This window comes from Streptomyces griseus subsp. griseus, from assembly GCF_003610995.1.
Lineage (GTDB): Bacteria > Actinomycetota > Actinomycetes > Streptomycetales > Streptomycetaceae > Streptomyces.
In genome coordinates this window covers 2,961,284-2,981,420 of sequence record NZ_CP032543.1, presented here as the reverse complement: position 1 = coordinate 2,981,420, position 20,137 = coordinate 2,961,284, and the positions used below count along the sequence as shown (strand labels likewise).

Genomic DNA, 20,137 nt, shown 5'->3' with positions numbered 1-20,137 from the left:
CGCGGGGTGTCCTTCGACATCCAGACGGGGCCGGTCATCCGCGTCACCGCCGTACGGACCGCGCCCGATGAGCACCTGCTGCTCCTCAACGCCCACCACATCGCCTTCGACGGCTACTCCACGGCCGTGCTGGTCGGCGAACTCGTCCCGCTCTACGAGGCGTTCCTGCGCGGCGAGCCTTCGCCGCTGCCCGAACCCCGGCTCCAGTACGCCGACTTCGCCTCCTGGCAGCGCCGCAAGCTCCAGGGCGCCGAGCTGCACGACCACCTCTACTACTGGAAGCGGTACCTGGCCGGAACCCCGCACGCCCTCCAGCTGCCCACCGACCGGACCCGCCCCGCCATCACCGACTTCGCCGGGGACTCCGTGGCCTTCCGGGTGGATGCCGCACTCACCGCACGGCTGCGGGCCCTCGGCGGCCGCAGCCGGGTCACCCTGTTCATGACCACGATGGCCGCCTACAGCGTCCTGCTGCACCGGCTCAGCGGCCAGGACGACCTGTGCCTGGGCTACTTCTCCGGCGGCCGGGGCGACATCGGCACCGACGACCTGATCGGGCTCTTCCTCAACACCCTGCCGGTCCGCTCGCAGACCACTCCGGGGCAGCCCTTCGAGGCCCATCTGGAACAGGTCCGCGCCTCGGTGCTCGGCGGCGACGCCCACCGGGAGCTCCCCTTCGAGCTGCTGGTCGACGAGGTCCAGCCGGCCCGGGACGTCTCCGGCCACCCGGTCTTCCAGGTCGCCTTCAGCTACTACGCGGCCTCCCCCGAGGAGTCCGGCGCGGGCTCCACCGGAGTGCGGATCACCCCGTCAGCGGTGGGGACCCAGGCGCGGTCGGCCAAGTTCGACCTGACCCTCTATGTGCGGGAGACCGAGGACGGTGAGCTGGCGGGCGACCTGGAGTTCGCCACCTCGCTCTTCGACCGGTCCACCGTGGAGCGGTTCGCCGCCTACTACCTGCGGCTGCTGGAAGCCGTCGCCGACGCCCCGGAAACCGCCCTGGAAGCCCTCCCGATCCTCGACGAGGGCGAGCGGCGGCTGCTCCTGGAGGAGTGGAACGACACCGCGGCCGAGATCCCCGACGCCACCCTGCCCGACCTGTTCGAACAGGTCGCCGCCCGCACGCCCCGGGCGCCCGCCGTCGTGCACGGCGCGCGCACCCTGCCGTACGGGGAACTCGACGCGGAAGCCAACCGGCTGGCCCGCCACCTGGCCGCCCGGGGGATCGGACCCGGGGACTTCGTGGCCGTCGCCCTGCCGCGTACGGAACGGATCGTCGTCGCCGTCCTCGCGGTGCTGAAGGCCGGGGCCGCCTACGTCCCCGTGGACCCCGCCTACCCGGCCGACCGGATCTCGCTGATGCTGGAGGACGCCGACCCGGCGCTCGTCCTGACCTCGGCGCAGGCCCGCGACCGCATCCCGGACGGCGACCGCCCGCTGCTGGTCCTGGACGACCCCGCGACCGCCGCCGCCGTGGCGGCCCACGACGCCCACGCGCCGACCGACCCCGAGCGCACGGCGCCCCTCCACCCGAGCCACCCGGCGTACGCCATCTACACCTCCGGCTCCACCGGGCGCCCCAAGGGCGTGGTCGTCGCCCACCGCAGCGTCGCCAACCTGGCGGCCTGGGCGGGCGAGACCTTCGGCGGTGAACCGCTCTCCCACGTCCTGGCCGCCACCTCGCTCAACTTCGACGTCTCCGTCTTCGAGATGTTCGGCCCACTGCTCACCGGCGGAGCGGTCGAGATCGTCTCCTCCCTGCTGGACCTGGCCGACCCGGCCGCCGGACCGTACACCGCCTCCCTGCTCAGCGGGGTCCCCTCGGCGCTGGCCCAGATCGAGGCGGGCGGAGGGCTGCGCGCCGAGGCGGGCACGGTGGTCCTGGCGGGCGAGCCGCTCTCCGCCAAGGCCGCCAACGAGATCGGCCGGGCCGTCGGCGCCGGGCTGGTCGCCAACCTGTACGGCCCCACCGAGTCCACCGTCTACGCCACCGCCTGGTCCTCCCCGGACCCCATCGAGGGGACCCCGCCCATCGGCCGTCCCATCCGCAACACCCGGGCCTACGTCCTGGACGCGGCCCGGCAGCCGGTCCCCGTCGGCGTCGTCGGCGAACTCCACCTGGCGGGTGAGGGACTGGCCCACGGCTACCTCAACCGGCCGGGGCTGACCGCCGACCGCTTCCTGCCGGACCCCTACGGGGCGCCCGGCACCCGGATGTACCGCACCGGCGACCTGGTCCGGTGGACCGCCGACGGCCGGCTCATCTGCCTGGGCCGCGCCGACGACCAGGTCAAGGTACGCGGCCACCGCATCGAACTCGGCGAGATCGAGGCCCATCTGGCCGCCCACCCCGATGTGGAGCAGGCGGTGGCCGGGGTGCGCGCCGGGCCCGGGGGCGAGCAGCGGATCGTCGCCCATGTGGTCGGCGCGCGGCCCGTCACCGCCGAGGCGCTGCGCGAACACCTCGCGGGGCGGCTGCCCGGCTACATGGTCCCGGGCGCCTTCGTCACCCTCGACGCGCTCCCGCTCTCCGTGAACGGGAAGGTCGACCGGGCGGCGCTGCCCGACCCCGACGACGGCCCGGACGAGGGCGACTTCGTCAGCCCGGCCACCACCGTGGAGAAGGAGCTCGCGGAGATCTGGGCCGACGTGCTGCGCCGCGACCGGGTGGGGCTGCTGGACAACTTCTTCGCACTCGGCGGCCACTCCCTCCTGGTCACCCAGATGAGCGCCCGGATCAAGCAGCGCCTGGGCGTCCGGATCAGCCTGCTCGACATCTACACCACGCAGAACCTGGGCGAACTCGCCCACACCATCGCCCAGACGAACGGCATCAGCCAGTGACCCACCTGTCCCGAAAGGGGAGTTCCGTGGCCAACGACGAGGTCAACGACCCGGCGCAGCACCAGACGTACGGCACGGCGGGAGCCGCCGACCGGGCCGCCCCCGCCGTCCGCCTCACCGACGAGGACCGCGAGCAGGTGGCCGAGGCCGCCCGCCACCACGGCGTCGCCGCCCCCGCCGTCCTACTCGCCGCCCTCCTCGCCACCCGCTTCCGCCGCACCCGCCGCGAGAACGCCGAGGTCCGGCTCGCCCCCGACGGCGGGCACGTGGTGCCCGTCACCGTGACCGGCGACCTCACCTTCGCGGAGCTGCTGCGCACCGCCGGCCAGGCGCTGTCCGACGGCGCTCCGGCCACCGCACCGGCCGGGGAGGAAGCGGCCGGGACCGTGGAGCGGCTGTTCTTCCACCCCGCCGGCACCGGCACCCCCGCGTCCCACACCGTCGAGGCGGGGACACGGTACGCGGCGGGCACCGTGGACGAGGACGCACGGGCCGCCGCCTGGGCGGACCACTACGTCACCCTGCTCCTGGACGGGGTGCGCCACCCCGGCACCACCGTGGACCGGCTGGCGCTGCTCACCCCCGCCCAGCAGGCCGAGGCCGTGGCCGCCGCCGACACCGGCCACGAGGAGTACCCCGGGCTGCGCCCCATCCACCTGGCCTTCGAGGAGGCGGCGCGCCGCGACCCCGGGGCCGTCGCCGTGGAGGCGGGCGGCCGGTCCGCGACCTACGGCGAGCTGGACGGCCGGGCCAACCTGCTCGCCCGCTCCCTCGCCGACGCCGGGATCGGAGCCGGGAGCCTGGTCGCGGTCAGCGTCGAACGCTCCCCGGAGCTGGTGGTGGCGCTGCTCGCCGTCCTCAGGCTGGGCGCCGCCTTCGTACCGCTGGAGCCGTCCCTGCCGGCCGAGCGGATCGCCGTCATCACCGCCGACGCCCGGGCCGCCGCGGTCGTCGTCCGGGGCGAGGAGACCGTCCGGCTGCGCGGACTGGGCATCCCGCTGGTGGAGGTGCCGACGACGGGCAGCGCCGAGGCCCCGCAGGTGGAGGTGCGGCCGGAGCACGCCGCGTACGTCTACTACACCTCCGGCTCCACGGGTACGCCCAAGGGGACCGTCCTGGACCACCGTTGCGCGGCGGGCCGGCTGGAGTGGCTGGGCCGGCGGTACGGGCTGCGCCCCGGCGACCGGGTCGTCCACAAGACGCCGCTCATCTTCGACGTGGCGATCTGGGAGATATTCGGGCCGCTGAGCGCGGGCGCGACCATCCTCATGGCCGACCCGGGCGCCGAGTCCGACGTCGTGCACCTGAGCCGGCTGCTCTCCACCGAGCGGACCGTCTTCGCCCACTTCGTGCCCTCGATGCTCGACGCCTACCTCAGCCTCGCCCCCGAGGCGGCCTGCCCCGACCTGCGGTGGGTGCAGCTCTCCGGCGAGGCGGCCTCCGTACATCTGCTGGAGCGGTTCGCCGAGCGCTTCGACGCCGAACTGCACAACCTCTACGGCCAGACCGAGACCTCCGAGGTCGCGGGGTGGGAGGGGCGTTCGTACGAGGGCACCGGCGGGCTGCCCATCGGGCGGGCGCTCGGCATCTACCGGCTCCTCGTGCTGGACGAGGCGCTGCGCCCGGTACCCGCCGGGTTCCCCGGCGAACTCTGCGTGGCGGGCACCGGGGGCCTGGCCCGCGGCTATCTGAACCGGCCCGGCCAGACCGCCGACCGCTTCGTGCCGCACCCCTGCCCGCTCACCCCCGGCGAACGGCTCTACCGCACCGGGGACCTGGTGGCACGCGACGGGGACGGCGAGATCCGCTACCTCGGCCGGGTCGACAACCAGGTGAAGATCCGCGGCTGCCGGGTGGAGACCGGTGAGGTGGAGGCCGTGCTCCGCGCCCACCCGGCCCTGCGCGCCTGCGCGGTGACCGTCTTCCAGGACGAGGACGGGGCCGCCCAGCTCGCCGCCTATGTGGTCGGTGAGGGCCAGGAGCCGGTACCGGTCGGGGAGTTGGCTGCCTTCGCCGAGGAGCGGCTGCCCGTCTTCATGCTGCCCGCCGTCTACGTCCCGCTCCCGGAGCTGCCCCACACCCCCTCCGGGAAGCTCGACCGGCTGCGGCTGCCCGCGCCGACCCTGGAGGACCGCCAGGCGCGGGCCGGGGCGGAGGAGCCGCAGAGCCCGCTGGAGGAGCAGGTCGTGGCCCTGTGGAAGGAGGTGCTGGGCATCGAGAACGTCGGCCGTACGGACAGCTTCTTCACGGTCGGCGGCAACTCGCTGAAGTCCCTCCAGCTCCTCAACCGGGTCAACACGACCTTCGAGGTCCAGGTCTCCGTACGGAGCTTCTTCGCCAACCCGACGGTCGAGGGGGTGGCCGACGCGGTCGAGGCGGCCCTGTTCGAACTCGTCGCCGGACTGTCCGACGAGGAGGCGGCCAAGTTGCTGAGCAACTTCTAGAGCAGGCCCTAGGGTTGGGCGGGCGTGCGGTGGTCCCGGAGGGGCCGGGCGGGGAACGGTGAACGGCGAAGGGCGGGCAGTGGGAGCGGGTGCGGTGGGTCCGGCGCTCCGGATCGAGGGCGCGGCGGAGAACAACCTCCGCGATATCGACGTGGACCTCGGTGAGGGCATCACGGCCGTCGTGGGGGCCTCCGGCTCCGGCAAGTCCTCCCTGGTCTTCGACACCCTCCACCGCGAGGCCCGGCACCGGTTCCTGGCCGCCCTCGCCGGCGCCCCGGCCACCGCCCGCGCGGCCCGGGTGCGGGCGGTGCACGGGCTGCGGCCCGCCGTCGCGGTCGGCCAGAACGTGCTGAACCGCAACCCGCGCTCCACCGTGGCCACGGCCGCCGGGATCCACCCCTTCCTGCGGGTCCTCTACGCCCGCTTCGCCACCCTGCGCTGCCCCGCCTGCGGTGAGGTCACGGAGATCGTCCCGGCCGAGGAGCAGCTGACCCGGCTGCGGGCCGCCGCCGAGGCCGGACCCGTCGAGGTCGTCGCCCCCCTGGTCGCCGGCGCCACCGGCACCCACGCCCGGCTGCTGGCCCGGCTCGCCGAACGGTTCGGGCCCGACGGCGTCACCGTGGACGGGGAGCGCTGGTCCGGCGCCGGGCTGGACCCCGATGTGCCGCACACCGTCGAGGTCCCCGTCGGCACGCTCACCGCGGCCGGGGACGCGAAGGAGGCCCGGTCCCTCCTCGACGCGGTCGCCGCACTCGGCCCGGTCCACGTCGTCCTGCGTACGGAGGAGGGGACGCGGGTCCTCTCCCGCGCCCGGCTCTGCACCGGTTGCGCCACCCCGCTGCCCTCGGCCCGGCCGCAGGACTTCCGTACCGGGGAGCCGGAGACCGCCGCCTACGAACTCGGCGGGCTCTCCTTCGACGGGTTCCTCGGCCTCGACGTGGACCGGGCCCGCGAGGTGCTGGGGGGTGCCGTGCTGCCCGCGCACGCCGCCGCCCCCGTCCGCCATGTGGTGCGGCGGCTGGAGGCGCTGGCCTCGCTGGGCCTGGGGTACCTCACCCTCGACCGGATCTCGCCGTCCCTGTCGCGCGGCGAGGCGCAGCGGCTGCGCATCGCGGTGCTCCTGGCCAACGATGTCGAGGACCTGCTGCACATCCTGGACGAGCCGACCATCGGCCTCGGCCCCGGCCAGGCGGCCCGCCTGATGGACCGGCTCAGCGCCCTGGCCGGCCCGGTGGTGCTCGTGGAGCACGACCGCACCGCCGTGGGCCGCGCCGACCAGGTGGTCGAGATCGGCCCCGGCGCCGGACCGGACGGCGGGCGCGTCGTCTTCACCGGCACCCCCGCCGAGCTGTGGGCCGCCGACACCCGCTCCGGCCGCTGGTTCTCCGGCCGCGAACGGCTCGCCCCGCCCCCCGGCTCCGGCACCGGTGAGCGGTGGATCACCGTCCGGGGCGCCGCCCGAAACAACCTCAGCGGCTTCGACTGCGCCTTCCCCGTGGGCGCGCTCACCGTGGTCACCGGCCCCTCCGGCGCCGGGAAGAGCACCCTGGTCCGGGAGGTCCTGGTCGCCTCCCTGGAGGCGGGCGAGGCCGTCGGCTGCGCCGCGATCGAGGGCGGCCCGCTCACCCCGCAGAGCGTCGACCAGTCGCCCATCGGCGTCAACCCCCGCTCCAACCCGGCCACTTACACGGGGCTCGCGGACCGCATCCGGGCCATGCTCGCCGCCGCCACCGGTGTCGCCCCCGGCACCTTCTCCTTCAACCGCTCCGAGGGCGCCTGCCCCGAGTGCGCCGGCATGGGCTCGGTGGAGGTCAAACTCCGCTTCCTGCCCTCGGAATGGGTGCAGTGCGAGGCGTGCGGCGGGCGCCGCTTCGCCGCCGAGGCCCTGGCCGTCCGGGCCCTCCTCGCCGACGGGGAGAGCTACGCCATTGACGAGGTCTTCGACCTCAGCGTCGCCGAGGCGCTCCCGCTCTTCACCCACGACGCCCGCGCCCGCCGTATCCTGCACGCCCTGCGCGACGTCGGGCTGGAGTACCTGAAGCTCGGCCAGCCCTCCCCGACCCTCTCCGGGGGCGAGGCCCAGCGCGTCAAGCTCGCCAAGCAGATCGCCGCGGGCAAGCCCGCCCAGCTGGTCTGTCTGGACGAGCCCACCACCGGACTGCACCCGGCCGATGTGCCCCGGCTCGCGGCGCTGCTGCGGACCCTGACCGGGCGCGGCTGCACGGTGGTGGTCGTCGAACACAACCAGGACATCGCGGCGATGGCCGACTGGACGGTCCGGATCGGCCCCGGCAGCGGGCCCGAGGGCGGCCGGCTGGAGTACGCCGGTCCCCCCGCCCCGCCGGCCGAGCCGCCCGCCGCCCCGGCCGGGCCCTCCCGCCCGCCGCGCGCTCCCCGTACGTCGGTGGAGATCCGCGGGGCCCGGGCCAACAATCTGCGGGATGTGTCGGTCAGCATCCCCAAGGGCGCCATGACGTCCGTGGTCGGCGTCTCCGGCTCCGGCAAGTCCTCCCTGGTCCGCGACGTCCTGGAGGCCGAGGCGACCCGGCGGCTGCTGGAGTCCCTCTCGCTGTACGAGCGCCAGTCGGTGCGCGAGGGCCCGGAGGCGGCGGTGGGCGCCGTCACCGGCCTCGGCCCCACCCTGGCCATCGGCGGCGACGGCCGTCCCCCCGGCCCGCGCGCCACCGCCGGCTCCACCACCGACCTCAGCCCGCACCTCGGCGTCCTCCTGGCCTACGCGGGGGCCCGCACCTGCCCCGACTGCGGTGGCGAGCAACGCCGTTCGGGCCATCTCCCGGGCAGCGCCTGGGCCTGTACCGGCTGCGGCCGGACCGGCCCCCCCGCCGACCCGGCCGACTTCTCGCCCGTACGGTACGAGGCGGCCTGCCTGCGCTGCCACGGCATGGGCTCGGTGGCCGTACCCGTGGTGGAGCGGCTGATCCACCGGCCCGACCGCCCGATCTGCGACGGCGCCCTGTACTCACCGGGGTTCTATCCCCGCTCCTACCTCTCCAAGCCCGCCAACGGCGGCTACTGGGCGTTGCTGGCCCTCGGCGAGCGGTACGGCTTCGACCCCGCCCGCACCCCCTGGCAGGAGATGAGCGCCCCCGCCCAGGAGGCCTTCCTCTTCGGGCAGGAGGACGTCACCCTCTCGCCCGAGTCCCGGGTCACGCCCTCGGCGACGGTCCTGTGGCGCGGGGTCTTCCGCATCATGGAGGGCTGGGACGTCGGCGGCCTCTACACCGACCGGGTGCCCTGCCCCGGGTGCGGCGGCGGGCGGCTGCGCCCGGAGTTCCTGGACCAGAAGGTGGCGGGCCTCAACCGCCACGAACTGCACCGTGCCCCGGTCGACCGGGTGCGCGACGCCCTCGCCGCGCTCCGGCTGCCCCCCGACGCGCCCGGCTGGGCGGTCCGGTCGCACGCCGTGGCCCTGCGTCGGCTCGGCTTCCTCGGCCGGGTCGGACTCGGCCACCTCCACCTCGACCGGACGGCCAACACCCTCTCCGCCGGAGAGCTCCAGCGGGTCCGGCTGACCGCCCTGCTCGGTGCGGAGCTCACCGGTATGACCGTCCTGCTGGACGAGCCGTCGCGCGGTCTGCACCCCCGGGAGGTGGACGTGCTCGGCCAGGTCCTGGACGAGCTGCGCGACCACGGGAACACCGTGATCCTCGTCGACCACGACCTGCGGCTCGCCGACCACGCCGACCACCGCATCGTGATGGGCCCCGCCGCCGGACGCCACGGCGGCACGGTCCTCGCCTCCGGCACCGCCGCCCAGGTCCGCGCGGTGCCGGCGGCGCGGGCCCTGCTCGCCCCGCCGCTGCCCGGGCGCGCCACCGCCGCCCGCGCCCGGCCCACCGGCTGGATGACGGTCCGCAAGCCCACCGAGAACAACCTCGAAGGCCAGGACGTACGTATCCCGCTCGGCGTCCTGACCGGCATCTGCGGGGTCTCCGGATCGGGCAAGTCCAGCCTGGCCATCGATGTGCTGGCCCGCGCCCTCGCCCCGAAGAAGCTCACCACGTCGGCCGCCGCCACCCCCGTCGCCCCCGGCGACCACGAGCGGATCGACGGCGCCCCCCAGCAGGTCCGCAACGCGGACCAGAGCAGCGTCGGCATCACCTCTCCGGGCGCCTTCCTCAAGGTGCTGGGCCCACTGCGGGACGCCTACCTCGACTCCGCTCCGGCCCGGGAGCGGGCGGTGGCGGCGGCCGATCTCCAGCCGCGCTGCGACGGCTGCAAGGGCAAGGGCACGGTGACCGAGGACATGGGGTTCATGCCCTCGGTGCAGCGGCCCTGCGACGCCTGCGAGGCGACCGGTTACGGCGCGGAGGCCCGCGAACTCGCCGTGCGCGGCCACACCCTGCCCGAGCTGGAGCGGCTGACCGTCGAAGAGGTCCTGGAACTCTGGGAGGACCACGAGGCGGTGGCCGCCCCGCTGCGCGCCGCCGTCCGGCTGGGCCTCGGCTACCTGGCTCTCGGCCAGGGGCCCGGCTCGCTCTCCGGCGGCGAGCGCCAACGGCTCAAGCTGGTGAAGGAGATCGCCAAGCCGCCGGCCCGGCCCGCGCTCTACATCCTGGACGAGCCCACCACCGGCCTGCACGCCCGGGACGTGGAAGCCCTCGTGCGGGCGCTCGAAGGGCTGGTGGCCCTGGGCCACAGTGTGCTCGTCGTCGACCACGACATCCCGCTGCTGGCCTGCTGCGACCATCTGATCGAACTGGGCCCCGGCGGCGGCCCCGACGGCGGGCGGATCGTCGCCGAGGGCACCCCCGAGCACCTGGCCGCCGCCGACACGGCCACCGCCCCGTACCTGCGTGAGGTGCTGTCATGACCGGTTCCGCCTGGCTGCTGCTCTGCGACCGGTCGCCCGCGCTGCGCCACCGCGTCCTGGCCGAGCTGCTGGACGTCCCGGCCGACGACCCCGAACGGGCCGACCTGGCGGCCCGCCGCGCCGACGACCCGCAGGTGCGTGCCCTGCTCGCGGCCGCACCGGAACCCCTCCAGGAGCTGAGCCTGCTGCTCTGCCGCCTCGGCCACCTGGGTGTGGACCGGCGGCACCCCCGGGTGGCGGCCCTGGTGGAGCGGGTCTTCGACCGGCAGGCCCCGGACGGCTCCTTCCCGCTCGACGCGTTCCGCACCGACGAGCGCTACACGATGATCCCGCTCCAGGCCTCCCTGCCCCTGCGCGGCATCGCCGCCGTCGGCGCGGCCACCGACCCCCGGGCCGAACGCGCCTACGCGTGGCTGCTGGAGCGCCGGAACGACGACGGCTCCTGGCCCACCGGCCTGGTGGCCGGGCAGCCCGGCAGCGTCCCCGGCTACCGCAGACTGCCCGGCTCGCCCGGCTGCCGGGCCAACACCGAGGCCGCCCTCGCGGCCCTGGCCGGACACCCCGGCCGCGCCGGGTCCGAACCCGCCCGGCGCGCCGCCGACCTGCTGCTGCGGCGCGAGACGCGTGACGAGTGGGCGGTGGGCACCGAGATCGCCCGGCTGCACGGCCGCGAACGCGCCACCGGCTTCATCTCCCTGCACTCCCGCTTCGACCTCGCCTTCGTCCTCGACCTGGTCTCCCGCACCGGGATCTCCGTCCATGACGCGCGCGTGGCGGACCTGGTGGAGTTCCTGGAGGGGCTGCGCGGGCCGGCCGGACTGTGGAGCCACCCGGCCCACCCGGAGCTCGGGCGGTGGCTGACACTGGACCTGATGGTGAGTCTGCGGCGTCTTGAGGGCGGCAACTGGGCCGGGGAGGGCCCACGGCTGGCCTTCCGCCCCGGCGACGTACCCGTCAAACACCACTGACCGGACCGCGCAACCCCCTTTTGTTCGACTGAGAACTTGGCCCAGTCGAATTCATCGGGGATCGGATAACTTCTTGCTTGCCTGAAAGAAGCGAAATTCCGTTCCTGTGTGGGGTGTGAACACGTGGGTCAGCTCAATGACAACCAAGCGCAGCTTCTCGAAAGACTCCGCAGTCGCAAGACGAAAAAGGTTACCGTTGAGATTCCGCGGACGGCTCCCGGTGCGCGTGTCCCCCTGCTCCCCGCGCAGGCCCGCATCTGGTATTTCACCGAACGATTTCCCGACAGCGCCGAATACAATCTCTTCGACGTCGTCACCTTCACCCGGCCCCTCGACCGGGAGCGGCTGACCGCGGCCGTCGTCACGCTCACCGAGCGCCACGACGCCCTGAGGCTGCGCATCGTCGAGGAGGACGGCCGGCCGGTCCAGGAGGACGGCGGCCCCGTGGCGCCGCCCATCACCTGGTACGACCTGACCGACCTGGACGCCGAGCAGGCCGAGGCCCGGGCCGAGGCCGTCGTGGCCGAGGCCGCCGCCCGCCCCCTGCCCACCGACCGGGCGCCGCTCTTCCGGGTCCTGGCCCTGATGCTGCCGGGCGGCCGGTCCGCCCTGGCCCTGGGCTTCCACCATGTGATCATCGACCACTGGTCGATCGGCCAGGTCATGGGCGAGCTGGCCCAGCTGCTCTCCGGCGCCCCGCTGCCGCCGGCCCCCCAGGTGCGCTACCTCGACTACGCCGCCGCCCGGGCCGAGGAGCGCGACGAGGGCCGCCACGAGCGGGAGCTCGCCTACTGGAAGCAGCGGCTCGGCGGCGAACTCCCCGTGCTGGACCTGCCCAAGGACTTCCCCCGGCCCGCCACCGAGACCCGCGACGGGGCCATGGTGAGCTTCACCGCCGGACCCGGACCGGCCGCCCGGGTGCACCGGTTCGCCGCCGAGGAGAACACCTCCCTGTTCGTCGTCCTGCTCGCCGCCTACCAGGCGTTCCTCTCCCGGCTCAGCGGCCAGCGCGACGTCGTCGTGGGCTCGCCCCTCGCCGGCCGGGACGACGAGACCGCCGAGAAGATCGTCGGCTGCTTCGTCAAGCCCGTCGCGCTCCGCGGCGACCTCTCGGGCCCCATCGGCTTCCGCGACCTGGTCCGCCAGGCCCAGCGGACCGTGCTGGAGGCCCAGGACCACCAGAGCGTCCCCTTCGAACAGATCGTCGCCGCACTCGACATCGCCCGTGTCCCCGGCGTGAACCCCGTCTTCCAGACCATCTTCGGGGTGCAGGAAGGGGTCGAGGTCCGCACCGAGGGCGACGGCGGAAGCCTCACCTCGCTGGACACCAGGTCGGCCCGCACCGATCTGACGGTCTCCATATCCGACTTCGGCGACTCGCTGCGCGGCTCGCTCGAATTCTCCGCCGACCTCTTCCGCCCCTCGACGGCCGAGCGGTTCGCCGAGACGTATCTGGAACTCCTGGACACCCTCATCGGCGACCCCGAAGCCCCCGTCGCCGAGGTGCCCCTGTTCACGGAGGCCCGGCGCCGGGAGATCCTGCACGGCCTCAACACCTACGAGGACCCGGGCATCCGGTACGGCACCCTCGCGGAGCCCTTCGAGGAGCAGGCGGCCCGCACCCCCGACGCCGTGGCCCTGACCGGGCAGGAGGGCAGCCTCACCTACGCGCAGACCAACGCACGGGCCAACCGGCTCGCCCACCACCTGCGGGAGCTGGGCGTACGCCCCGGGGACAAGGTCGCCGTCTGCATGGACCGGAGCTTCGACCTGGTGATCGCCCTGTACGCGGTCGCCAAGGCGGGAGCCGCGTACATCCCGATGGACCCCGACCTGCCCGCCGAGCGCATGGAGTTCATGCTGGCGGACACCCGGCCCCGGCTCGTCCTCACCGACGGACGGGGGCAGGAGCGGCTGCCCCGCGGCGACCACCGCACCCTGCACCTTACCGGCGCCGAACGGCCCTGGGAGCAGGCTCCCGACACGGACATCCCGGTCACCACCCCGCCCAACGCCCTGGCGTTCCTGCTCTACACCTCCGGCTCCACCGGCCGCCCCAAGGCCGTGGCCTACCCGGTCGACGGGGCCCTGGCCAACATCTTCTGGCTCCAGCGGGCCTACCCCTTCGGTCCCGGTGACGCGAACATCCTCAAGACGTCCTTCGGCTTCGACGTCTCCACCTGGGAGCTGTTCTGGCCGCTCTACCACGGGGCGCGGCTCGTCGTCGCCCGCCCGGGCGGGCAGCGCGACCCGGAGTACCTGGTGGAGCTGACCGAGCGGCACCAGGTCACCACCCTCTTCTTCGTGCCGACCATGATGGACGTGTTCCTGGACGCCGCCCCGGCCGGCAGCTGCCGCTCGCTGCGCCGCGTGATCATCGGCGGCGAGGAGGTCAAGCCCCGGCTGCGCGACACCTTCCACGCCCGCTTCGACGCCGACTTCGTCAACTGCTGCGGCCCCACGGAGGCGGGCACCGTCGTCGAGGGCGTCATCCCGCGCGAACCCGGCGTGCCCGTCCTGCCGCTGGGCCGGCCCTGCGGCAACTTCCGCGTCTACGTCCTCGGCCCGGAGCTGGAGGTGCTGCCCGTCGGCACCCCCGGCGAGATGTACATCGGCGGCGATGTGGGCCTGGCCCACGGCTACCACAACCGGCCCGGGCTGACCGCGGAACGCTTCCTCCCCGACCCGTTCGGCCCGGTCGGCGCACGGATGTACCGCTCCGGGGACCTGTGCCGGATGCGCGAGGACGGCGTCCTGGAACACCTCGGCCGCATCGACCGGCAGGTGAAGATCCGCGGCCTGCGCATCGAACTCTCCGAGATCGAGGCGGTGCTCCGCGACCACCCCGGGGTACGGGCCTGCGTCGCCCTCGCACCCAGTACCTTCGACGGCCGGATAGCCGCCTTCGTGGCCGGTGACACCGATGAGGGCCCCGACCCGCGGGAGCTGAAGGCGCACGCCGCGCGGCTGCTGCCGACGCACATGGTGCCCGCGGCGTACGTGGCCGTCGACAGCATCCCGTACAACGTCAACGGCAAGGTCGACGAGAAGGCGCTGCTGGCCCGGCTGGACAGCGGAAGCGGACCCGACGGTTCCGAGGCGAGCGTCCTGGCGCCGGAGGGGGAGACGGAGGAGCGGCTCGCGGCCGTCTTCCGGGAGGTGCTGGGCGTCGCGACGTTCGGCGTGGACGAGGGCTTCTTCGCCCTGGGCGGCCACTCCCTCCTCGTCTTCAAGCTGATCGCCGCCTGCGGCCGCCACCTGGGCGTGCGCCCCACGGTGGGCGACGTCTTCGCCGCACCCTCCGTGCGCGAGCTGGCCGCCCGCCTGGACTCGGCGCGCGGCGGGGCGGAGGGCGTCCTCGTCCCGCTGGCCCGCCCCCGCAACCGGCCCCTCGTCCTCTTCGTGCACGGCGCCGGTGGCTCGGTCCTGCCCTTCCGGGCGGTCGGGTCGCAGCTGGCCGGGGAGTACGACGTGTACGGGCTCCAGGCCGCCGAGGGCGACGAGGGCCCCGACCTGACGGTAGAGGCCATGGCGGCCCGCTACACCGAGGCCGCCGACGCCGTGCGCGCCGCCCGGCCGCTGCTCCTGGTCGGCTGGTCCGTGGGCGGCTGCGTCGCCCTGGAGATGGCCCGCCAGTGGCAGGCCCGGGGCGTGGAGGTCGTCGGCACCGTGCTCCTGGACAGCTGGCTGCCGCCCGGGGCCATCGAGGAGGCGTCCGTCGCCGAGGCCGCCCGGGCCGCGTTCGGCGCGATGGACCTGCTCGGCGGCGAAGGGCCGCAGCCGCTCCCCGAGGAGGCCGCCGGCCTGGCCGAGCTGATGGAGCACCACCGCGCTGCCTTCCTGCGGTACGCCCCCAAGCCCTACACCGGTCCGGTCCGGCTGCTGCGCGCGGCCGAGCCGTACCCCGACGACCGCATCACTTTCCCCGCACTTCTGCGGGGAGAGGACCACGGATGGCGGGAAAGGGTTTCCGACCTTTCCTTCCGTGAGATTCCCGGTAACCATTTCACGCTCGTCTCGGAAGAGAATTCCACGGAACTTGCGGGCGCCGTCCGCGACATCCTCGACGAGTTGCTCTCGTTCGACGAAATCTAGGAACCTGGAGTATTCGTGACTGCAACAGTTCTGACCGACGACGCCCGCAGCGCACTCGACGAGCTGGTCGACCGCGAAATCGAGGCGGCCGGTCTCGGCCGCGCCGACAACCGCTTCTTCGCCTTCGCCAGGGGCTTCGAGACCGAGGACTTCCGCGGCCCGCTCGCCGTGGCCCACCAGTGGCGGGCGATGACCAAGGCGTTCATGTTCACCACCCTCTCCGGGCTCGGCGCCTCCGCCCGGGCCATCCACGCCCAGGAGAACCCGTCCCTCGACGTCCTGGCCGCCTTCCAGACGGTCTTCCGGGTCATCGGCGACGACCTGGACAACCTCGCCCCGGTCTTCGGGGCCGTGGCCCCCAAGGGCCCCTCCGGCGCCCACTACGTGTGGTGGGAGGACTCCGTCATCGCCCCCGTGGAGCGGCACGTTGACGCCGCCGGCCGCGAGGAGGCCGCCCGGCTCCCCGAGGGCGTACGGCTCCTGATCGAGAACATGGAGCGCTTCGCCCTGGAGCCGCTCGGCGCCGCCGTCCAGCTGCGGGTCGTCGAGACCATCGCCCTCGACATCGCCGTCGCCTTCCGCCGCGTCTACGGCAAGCTCCAGGCCGACGGGTCCCCGCTCTTCCCCGACGCCGCCGACCTGGCCTGGATCGACTCGCACATCAAGGCCGAGACGATGCACGCCGCCCAGGTCAGCGACGAGGAGACGGGCATGACGACCATCGTCACCACCGAGGAGGAGGCACGGACCTTCGCGGAGATGACGACCGAGTACTCCGCGAGCTGGGCCAGGGCCCTGAACGACTTCGCGGACTCCCTCGGCCTCCCCGCCGCCACGGCCGTCCGGGCGGCGTGACCATGCGCTCCCACCGCATAGCCGCGATCGAACTGGACGAGACGCGTCTGGCGGCCGACCTCGCCGCCTCCGGCGACTTCGTCTACAACGACTCCTACGCGGACTTCGTCTCCACCGGGATGCTCCGCAGCACCATGCTGTGGAACCAGACCGGCAGCCTCCAGGAGACCTCGCTCGGCGACTACGACGGGTCGGCCGTCCCCACACCGCACGGCGACGCCATGCCCTACGTCCGCGAGCTGGTCAGCGGCCTCTTCCGCACCGAGTACCTGAAGTACGCCCGGTTCATGCGGCTCGCCCCCGGCAGCGTCTACGTACCGCACCGGGACTTCCTGGAGCTCAAGGCGGACATGCTCCGCATCCATCTGCCGCTGCAGACCGACGACAGCGTCTTCGCCTCCGAGGAGTCCACCGTCTTCCGGATGCGCCGGGGCGAGCTGTGGTTCCTCGACGCCAGCAGGACCCACTCGGTCGGCTCCTTCTCCGACCACGACCGGGTCCATGTCATCTGCGACTTCACGGCGGAGAGCCTGAGCGACGTCCTCGCCTTCGGCACCCCCGAGGAGTCGGCGATCCCGGCCGGCAACGTCGCCGACCGGCCGCCGCTGGACGAACGGGGCCGCAGCGCCCTGCTCGGCCTGGCCGGGGTACTCGACGCCCGCAACTACCAGGAGATCCAGACCCTGCTGATCAAACAGCACTTCCTCAGCGACATCTCCGGGGACGACGTCTTCACCCTGCTGAAGGAGATCGCCGCCGCGAGCGGAAGCAGCGAACTGCTGACCCGGGCCACCGCCCACGAGGAGTACTGCATGGTGCGCCGGTGATCCGACCGGCGCCGCACCACGACACGGAAGGAGCCCGCACCTCATGAAGTGGAGCGGAATCTACGTCAACGCCTGCGGGGCCGTCCTGGGCCGCGGCGAGGACGTCTCGGCCGCAGTGGCCGAAGGGCGGTACGACGAGGGCGAGGCGGCCGCCGACGGCTTCCTCTCCATCAGCGTCATCGACAATGGCCCGGCCGTCGACCTGGCGGTCAAGGCCGCCGACCTGACCATGGGCCGCTCCACGGTGGCGCCCGGGGACATCGAACTCGTCCTGCACTCCAGCTGCAACAACCAGGGCCTCGACCACTTCGCCCCGGCCTCCTACGTCCAGGGCCGCACCGTGGGAGGGCGGGCCGCGGCGGTGGAGGTGAAGCAGTACTCCAACGGCGGCCTGGCCGCCCTGGAGATCGCCGCCGCCTATCTGCACGCCCGGTCGGCGGGGTCGGCGGCGCTGCTCACCACCAGCGACGTCTTCGCCCTGCCCTCCTTCGACCGCTACCGCTCGGACAAGGGCGTGGTCTTCGGCGACGGAGGCACCGGGCTGGTCCTCTCGCGCACCGGCGGTGTCGCCCGGCTGCTGTCCACCGCCGTGATCAGCGACGGCACCTACGGGGCGGTCTACCTCGGCAACAAGCCCTTCGAGGAGGAGCCCCGGGCCGCGGACGAACCCGTCGACCTGCGCTCCCGCCGGGACGAGTACCTGCTGGAGAACGGCGAACTCCTCCTGAAGATCGTGCAGTCGCTCACCGAGCGGCAGCAGGAGAGCGTCAGCGTGGCCCTCGCGGACGCCGGGCTCACCGCACCCGACATCGACCGCTGGGTCCTCACCAACGTCGGCCGGACCCTCGACGACGTCGACTTCCGGGCGATGTTCGGCATCACCGACGCCAACACGACCTGGGAGTGGGGCCGCAGGGTCGGACACGTCGGCGCGGCCGACCAGATCGCCGGCCTCGCCCATCTGCTGGAGACCGGCGAGGTGGGCCCCGGGGACCGGGTCGCCCTGTGCGGCATCGGCATGGGCTTCACCTACGCCTGCGCCGTCGTGGAGATCCTCGAACGCCCCCAGTGGTCGGCCGACGGGTCATGAGCGGCCCGCTCCACCCGCCCGGCGACGACCTGCTCGCCCGGGTCCGGGCCGTGCGCGAGTCACGCGACACCACTGATCCCACGCTGGCACAGACGCTCGGCGCGACCGACGACGCCCTCCTCCTGGTGGAGGCGGGACGGCTGCTCCAGGGCGTTCCGGCCGGCCGGCTCACCGCAGCCCCGGCCGGCCGTCCCACCACCCTGCGGGTGGCGATCGCCGCCACGTTCACCGCCGACGACGTCCTGCCGCTCCTGCGCGCGACGCTGCTGGCCGCGGGCGTCGACGCCGAACTGCACCTGTGCCCCTACGACCAGCTGGGCGTGGAGCTGAGCGATCCGGCCTCCGCCCTGGCCGCCTTCGCCCCGCAGGCCACCCTCTGCCTGCTGGACTCCGGGGCGCTCCTCCCGCAGGACTGGGACGCGGCCGACCCGCAGAAGGCGGGCGGGGCAGCCCGGGAACGGGCCGGTGAACTCGCCGCAATGGCCGCGGACTTCGCCGGGCGCACCGGGTCGGCGGTCCTGCTGCACACCGTGCCGCTGCCCCGACCGGACCGCAGGAGCGTGATCAGCTTCCGGGGGGCGGCGAGCCTCGGCCGCCTCTGGCGCGAGGCCAACACGGTGCTCCTCGCGGCGGGGGAGAGCCAGGAGGGCCTCTACACCGTGGACCTGGAGGCGTTGCTCGCCGATGTCCCGGGGCCGGTGCGCGACGAACGCCGCTACCGGTTCGGCCGGATGGCCTGGACCCCGCAGGTGGAGCTGGCCTACGCCCGGGAGGCGGCGCACTTCTGCCGCGCGGTGGCCGGGCACGGCCGCAAGGTCCTCGTCCTGGACCTGGACAACACCCTGTGGGGCGGGGTCCTGGGCGACGACGGCCCCGCGGGCATCGAACTCGGCACCCTCTACCCGGGGGACTGCTACACCGACCTCCAGCGCCGGGCCCTGGCCCTGCGCCGCCAGGGCGTACTCCTCGCGGTGTGCAGCAAGAACGAACAGGCCCTGGTGGACGATGTGCTGGCCACCCACCCGGACATGATCCTGCGGCCGGACGACTTCGTCGCGGTGGCCGCCGACTGGCAGCGCAAGGATCTGCGCATCGCCGCCCTGGCGGACGAACTCAACCTGGGACTCGACGCGTTCGTCTTCGCCGACGACAGCCCCTTCGAGTGCGGCATGGTGCGCGAGTCGCTGCCCCAGGTCGACACCGTCCACCTCGCCGGCGACCCGGCGGACCACGCGGCCCGGCTGCTCGACGGCGCCCGCTTCGTCCAACTCGGCTCCACGGCGACCGACTCCGAGCGCACCGAGCTCTACCGGGGCAGGCGCAGGCGCCACCGCCTCTCCACCGCCCACGCCTGTGCCGAGGACTACCTCAGGGCCCTGGACCTCAGCGTCACGGTCGGGCCCGCCACCGCCTACACCCTGCCGCGACTGGTCCAACTGGAGTCGCGTACCAACCAGTTCAACATGACCGGACGCAGCCACGGGGAGGCCGTCACCCGGCGGCTGGCCGAGTCGGACGAGCACCTGGTCCTCTCGGTGGAGGTCGCCGACAGGTTCGGCGCCGAAGGCGTGGTGGGCGGCGTCTGGCTGGACCGGGGGCCGGACCGCTGGGTGGTGCGCAACCTGGTGCTCAGCTGCCGGGTGCTCTCCCGGGGTGTGGAACAGGCGGTCCTCCAGTACGTCGCCGACCGGGCCCGCTCCGGCGGCGCCACCTTCCTGGACGCGCTCTTCACCCCGACCGCGCGCAACGCGCCCGCGGCCGCCCTCTACCCCTCCGCCGGGTTCACCCGGGCCGAGGACCCCACCGGGGAGGAGGCACCGGCCCGCCACCGTGCGCGACTCGACAGCCTCCCGCCCCTCACCCCTGACTGGATCACCCTTGTCCCCAAGGAGGCACTGGACCATGTCTGACGTCATCACCACCCTGCGGCCCCTGGTCGCCCGCGTGGCGCAGCGCACCCCCGACGACATCACCGCCGAGACCCGCTTCGCCGGACTCGGCAGCTGGGGCAGCCTCGCCGCCATGCGGCTGCTGGCCGCCGTCGAGCAGAGCTACGGCGTCCAGCTCGACCTGCGTTCGTACATGAAGCTGGAGACCGTGGGGGAGCTGGCCGACGAGATCGACCGCCGCCTGGCCGCCCTCACGGCCCATGCGCGCTGACCCGCCGCGCCCGGAAGGCC

The 20,137-nt window shown here is 73.9% G+C and carries 10 protein-coding genes; all 10 read left to right on the top strand.

Annotated elements, in window-relative coordinates:
- Positions 1–6: 6 nt before the first annotated feature.
- The 10 genes from D6270_RS13490 to D6270_RS13445 all read left to right on the top strand — a co-directional run bounded on the left by D6270_RS13490 (position 7) and on the right by D6270_RS13445 (position 20,117).
- Positions 7–2,844: a non-ribosomal peptide synthetase gene (locus D6270_RS13490; RefSeq protein WP_158650508.1), complete on the top strand. Its 2,838-nt coding sequence runs from the start codon at positions 7–9 to the stop codon at positions 2,842–2,844.
- Positions 2,845–2,870: 26 nt separating this feature from the next.
- Positions 2,871–5,288 carry a non-ribosomal peptide synthetase gene (locus D6270_RS13485; protein ID WP_109165167.1) on the top strand — a complete coding sequence of 806 codons (2,418 nt, stop codon included), beginning with the start codon at positions 2,871–2,873 and terminating at the stop codon, positions 5,286–5,288.
- 94 nt (positions 5,289–5,382) lie between these two features.
- Positions 5,383–10,122, top strand: a complete 4,740-nt coding sequence (locus tag D6270_RS13480; protein WP_109165168.1) for an ATP-binding cassette domain-containing protein — start codon at positions 5,383–5,385, stop codon at positions 10,120–10,122.
- Entirely contained in the window at positions 10,119–11,090 is a 972-nt protein-coding gene (locus tag D6270_RS13475) for a hypothetical protein (RefSeq protein WP_109165169.1), read from the top strand. Before D6270_RS13480 ends, D6270_RS13475 begins: the two co-directional genes overlap by 4 nt.
- 123 nt (positions 11,091–11,213) lie before the next feature.
- On the top strand, positions 11,214–15,185 hold the full coding sequence (locus tag D6270_RS13470) for a non-ribosomal peptide synthetase (protein WP_158650507.1): 3,972 nt from the start codon (positions 11,214–11,216) through the stop codon (positions 15,183–15,185).
- Between the two features lie 15 nt (positions 15,186–15,200).
- The gene (locus D6270_RS13465) at positions 15,201–16,040 is read left to right on the top strand and encodes a DUF6202 family protein (RefSeq protein ID WP_109165171.1); all 840 of its coding nucleotides are present in this window, start codon (positions 15,201–15,203) and stop codon (positions 16,038–16,040) included.
- 2 nt (positions 16,041–16,042) lie between these two features.
- Positions 16,043–16,867, top strand: a complete 825-nt coding sequence (locus D6270_RS13460; RefSeq protein ID WP_109165172.1) for an aspartyl/asparaginyl beta-hydroxylase domain-containing protein — start codon at positions 16,043–16,045, stop codon at positions 16,865–16,867.
- Positions 16,868–16,910: 43 nt separating this feature from the next.
- Entirely contained in the window at positions 16,911–17,957 is a 1,047-nt protein-coding gene (locus D6270_RS13455) for a ketoacyl-ACP synthase III family protein (protein WP_109165173.1), read from the top strand.
- A complete protein-coding gene (locus tag D6270_RS33640) occupies positions 17,954–19,867 on the top strand; it encodes an HAD-IIIC family phosphatase (RefSeq protein WP_158650506.1) in 1,914 nt (637 codons plus the stop codon). The genes D6270_RS13455 and D6270_RS33640 overlap by 4 nt, the downstream gene beginning before the upstream one ends.
- Complete coding sequence (locus D6270_RS13445; RefSeq protein ID WP_109165175.1) at positions 19,860–20,117, top strand: acyl carrier protein; 258 nt, start codon at positions 19,860–19,862, stop codon at positions 20,115–20,117. The genes D6270_RS33640 and D6270_RS13445 overlap by 8 nt, the downstream gene beginning before the upstream one ends.
- The last annotated feature ends 20 nt before the right edge of the window (positions 20,118–20,137 follow it).